The organism is Spirillospora sp. NPDC049652, assembly GCF_040675125.1.
Classification (GTDB): Bacteria; Actinomycetota; Actinomycetes; order Streptosporangiales; family Streptosporangiaceae; genus Spirillospora.
Genome location: NZ_JBFAOF010000859.1, coordinates 1 through 3,119, shown reverse-complemented (window position 1 = coordinate 3,119; position 3,119 = coordinate 1). Strand labels below are relative to the sequence as shown.

Below are 3,119 nucleotides of genomic sequence, written 5' to 3'. Positions count from 1 at the left end.
CGGCGACGGCGGTTCCGGTGAGGGACGCGCCGGTGAGGGAGGCGGTCGCGGCGACGAGCGCCCCGGCCGCGCCGACCGTCACGAGTCTGCGCATCGGGTGTCCTCCTTGCTCTGGGGGATGAACCCCCTCCAGGCTCGCCGGAAACGATCACTCCTTGATCACTTTTGCGTGGACATAGGGCGAATGTTCAGCCACCGTCCAGGGCGCGGGGAGGTGGGTGCTCAGAGGACGGCGACGGGATTGACCGGGCTCGCGGTGCCGCCCTCGATCCGGAGAGGCGCGGCGAGGAACAGGAAGTCCGTCCGGGCCGCCGCGGCCAGCTCCTCCAGCCAGAGCATCTCCAGCAGCGGGACGCCGTGCCGCCACAGCAGGATCATGTGCAGGTCGTCGGCGAGCTCCTCGTCGGCGAGCTGGTGCTCGTTGAGGCCGCCGATCGCCGCGTTGTCGGACGCGACCGCGCACACGTCGCGCTCCGCGAGCCAGCGGCCCGCCTCGGCCGACAGGCCAGGCTGGCCGCTCCAGTACGCGTCCGGGCCGTCCTGCCAGGTCAGCGGCCATCCGGTGCGGACCACCGCCACGTCCCCCGGGCGGACGTCCACCGCGCACGCCTCCAGATCGTCCGGGGTGATCCGGTCGGCCGCCGCCAGGTGCTCGACGCCGCGCAGGCGCGGGACGTCGAACAGGACGCCCCGCGCGACGACCGGCCCGGCCTTGTCGATGCCGCAGCGGCCGGCGCCGTAGGAGCGGACCCGGTTCGCCGGATGCCCGTTGTACAGCTCGTCGCCTGACCACATGTGGCACAGCGCGTCCATGTGGGTCGTGGTGCCGTGCGGGGTCACCACGAGCGCGTCGTCCGCCATCTTCAGCCCCGCGCCGATCGCCCTGGTCCCGGCCGCGTAGTCGCCGCCGTCCACGGACATGAAGTGCTGCGGCAGCGGGCGTCCGCGCAGGTGCGGGACCGTCGTCGGCGCGGGCGAGGACGTCGCGCCCCGGATCGGCAGCGACAGGCTCAGCACCCGTCCCTCCCGGACGCCGGCGACGGCCGCCAGCACGGTCTCCGGGGTCAGCAGGTTCAGGGCGCCGCGCTCGTCGGCGGCACCCCAGCGTCCCCAGTTGTTCGGCTCATCGAGCATCATTCGGTTTCAGACCCTTCCGAGGAGAGGACGCTCCCATGACGACCGCGCAGGGAACGAGCGAGCAGGGGCACGGCGGGCAGGGGCCGGTCCAGGGGCACTGCGATCCGGCCTTCGCCGCCGTCCGGGACGTGTTCGAACGCAACTTCGCCGAGGGCCGGGAGGTCGGCGCGGCCGTGGCGGTCTACTCCGGCGGCCGCAAGGTGGTCGACCTCTGGGGCGGCGTCGCCGACCGCCGCACCGGGCGCGAGTGGCGCGAGGAGACGCCCGTGTTCGGCTTCTCCTGCACCAAGGCGCTGACCGCGACCGCCGCCCTGCTCCTCGCCGAGCGCGGCGCGTTCGACTGGGACGCGCCGGTGACCGGCTGGTGGCCCGACTTCGGCGCGCACGGCAAGGACGTCGTGACCAACGAGCACCTGTTCACCCACCAGGCGGGGCTGCCCGCGTTCGCACGTCCGGTGGCGGCCGAGGAGGCGGCGGACGCCGAGGCGCTCGCCGCGGAACTGGCCGCGCAGGAGCCCGAGTGGAAGCCCGGCACCGCGCACGGCTACCACGCGCTGACCTACGGCTGGCTCGCCGGGCACCTGGTCCGCCACCACGCCGGGATGCCCGCCGGCGAGTTCGTGAAGAAGGAGTTCGCACGCGACCTGGACCTGTGGGTCGGGTCGTCCGACGAGGTGATCGAGCGGGCCGCCAAGCTGACCAACGTGCGCGGGATCCGGAACGAGGACGGGCCGCGCGCGGTGGACGACGACGCCCGCCTCAACCGCCTCGCCGAGGCCTACCTGGACGCGGGCAGCCGCATGAACCGGTCGGTGAACAACCCGAGCCCGGGCAAGGGCGGCTTCAACAACCCCGTCGTGCTGCGCGCGGGCTGGCCGTCCGCCGGGGTGGTCGCGACCGCGCGCGCGTTCGCCGCGTTCTACGCCAACCTGATCGCGGGCCGGTACGTCCGCCCCGAGACGCTGCGCGAGGGCATCCGGACGCGCGTGAGCGGCGAGGACCTCACGCTCACGGTGAACAGCGCGTTCGGCCTCGGTTTCATGCGCCCGTCGATGGTGTTCTTCACCCCCGAGGCGGGGCGCGGCTCGGCGTTCGGCCACACCGGCGCGGGCGGCGCGATCGGACTCGGGGACCTCGACGCGGACCTGGCGCTCGCCTACCTCCCGAACCGCATCGGCGACCAGCTCTCCGGTGACCTGCGCGCGTACCGCCTGGTCGAGGCCGCGTACGCGTCCCTCTAGCCGGGCCCCCTCCCCCGCGCCGGTCACTGCATCGTGATCCCGCCGCTGACCGAGATGGTCTGCCCGGTGATGTAGGCGGCGCGATCGGTGCACAGGAACGCGACGATGCCCGCGATGTCGGACGGACGGCCGATGCGGCGCATCGGGATCTGCCGGGCGAGCTTGTCGAGCAGGTCCGGATGCCGCTCGGCCACCTGCCGCACCATGGGCGTGTCGGTCGGGCCCGGGCACACGACGTTGCTGGTCACGCCGCCGCGCGCGGCCTCGCGGGCGAGGGACTTGGCGAGCCCGAACAGCCCGGCCTTGGTCGCGGCGTACGCGCCCTCGCCGCCCGACCCGGCGCGCGCGCCGTCGGACGAGACGAACACCAGGCGGCCGTGGCCGCGCTCGGCCATGGCGGGCAGCAGCGCCCGGGTGAGCTGCATCGGGGCGCGCAGGTTGACCTTCCACATCAGGTCCCAGTGCGCGGGGTCGCTCTCGGTGAAGGGCTCGACGACGCTGACGCCCGCGTTGTGCACGAGGATGTCCACCGGGCCGACGGCCTCGGTGAACGCGTCCACGGACGCGGGGTCGGCGAGGTCGACCGGCAGGGCCGTGCCGCGGAACGCCTTGGCGGTCGCGGCCGCGGCGTCCGCGGCGAGGTCGGCGACGACGACGTGCGCGCCGAGCGCGGCGAGGTCGGCGCAGATCGCGCGGCCGATGCCGCCCGCGCCGCCGGTCACCACGGCGACGCGCCGGGCG

General features: G+C 74.4%; 3 protein-coding genes. 1 reads left to right on the top strand and 2 read right to left on the bottom strand.

The window, feature by feature from the left end; genetic code table 11:
- Positions 1-222: 222 nt before the first annotated feature.
- On the bottom strand, positions 223-1,134 hold the full coding sequence (locus AB0J52_RS33895; RefSeq protein WP_500186968.1) for a cyclase family protein: 912 nt from the start codon (positions 1,132-1,134) through the stop codon (positions 223-225).
- Between the two features lie 38 nt (positions 1,135-1,172).
- Between AB0J52_RS33895 and AB0J52_RS33890 the strand changes: the two genes are divergently transcribed.
- Positions 1,173-2,378, top strand: a complete 1,206-nt coding sequence (locus AB0J52_RS33890; RefSeq protein WP_500186967.1) for a serine hydrolase domain-containing protein — start codon at positions 1,173-1,175, stop codon at positions 2,376-2,378.
- 23 nt (positions 2,379-2,401) lie between these two features.
- Here the strand turns inward: AB0J52_RS33890 and AB0J52_RS33885 are convergent.
- A partial coding sequence (locus AB0J52_RS33885; RefSeq protein WP_500186966.1) for an SDR family NAD(P)-dependent oxidoreductase occupies positions 2,402-3,119 on the bottom strand: 718 nt, incomplete at its 5' end.

Bases quoted from the DNA above. Each gene is read 5' to 3' on its own strand.
- AB0J52_RS33890 (WP_500186967.1), top strand. From the start codon at position 1,173: ATGACGACCGCGCAGGGAACGAGCGAGCAGGGGCACGGCGGGCAGGGG.
- AB0J52_RS33895 (WP_500186968.1), bottom strand. From the start codon at position 1,134: ATGCTCGATGAGCCGAACAACTGGGGACGCTGGGGTGCCGCCGACGAG.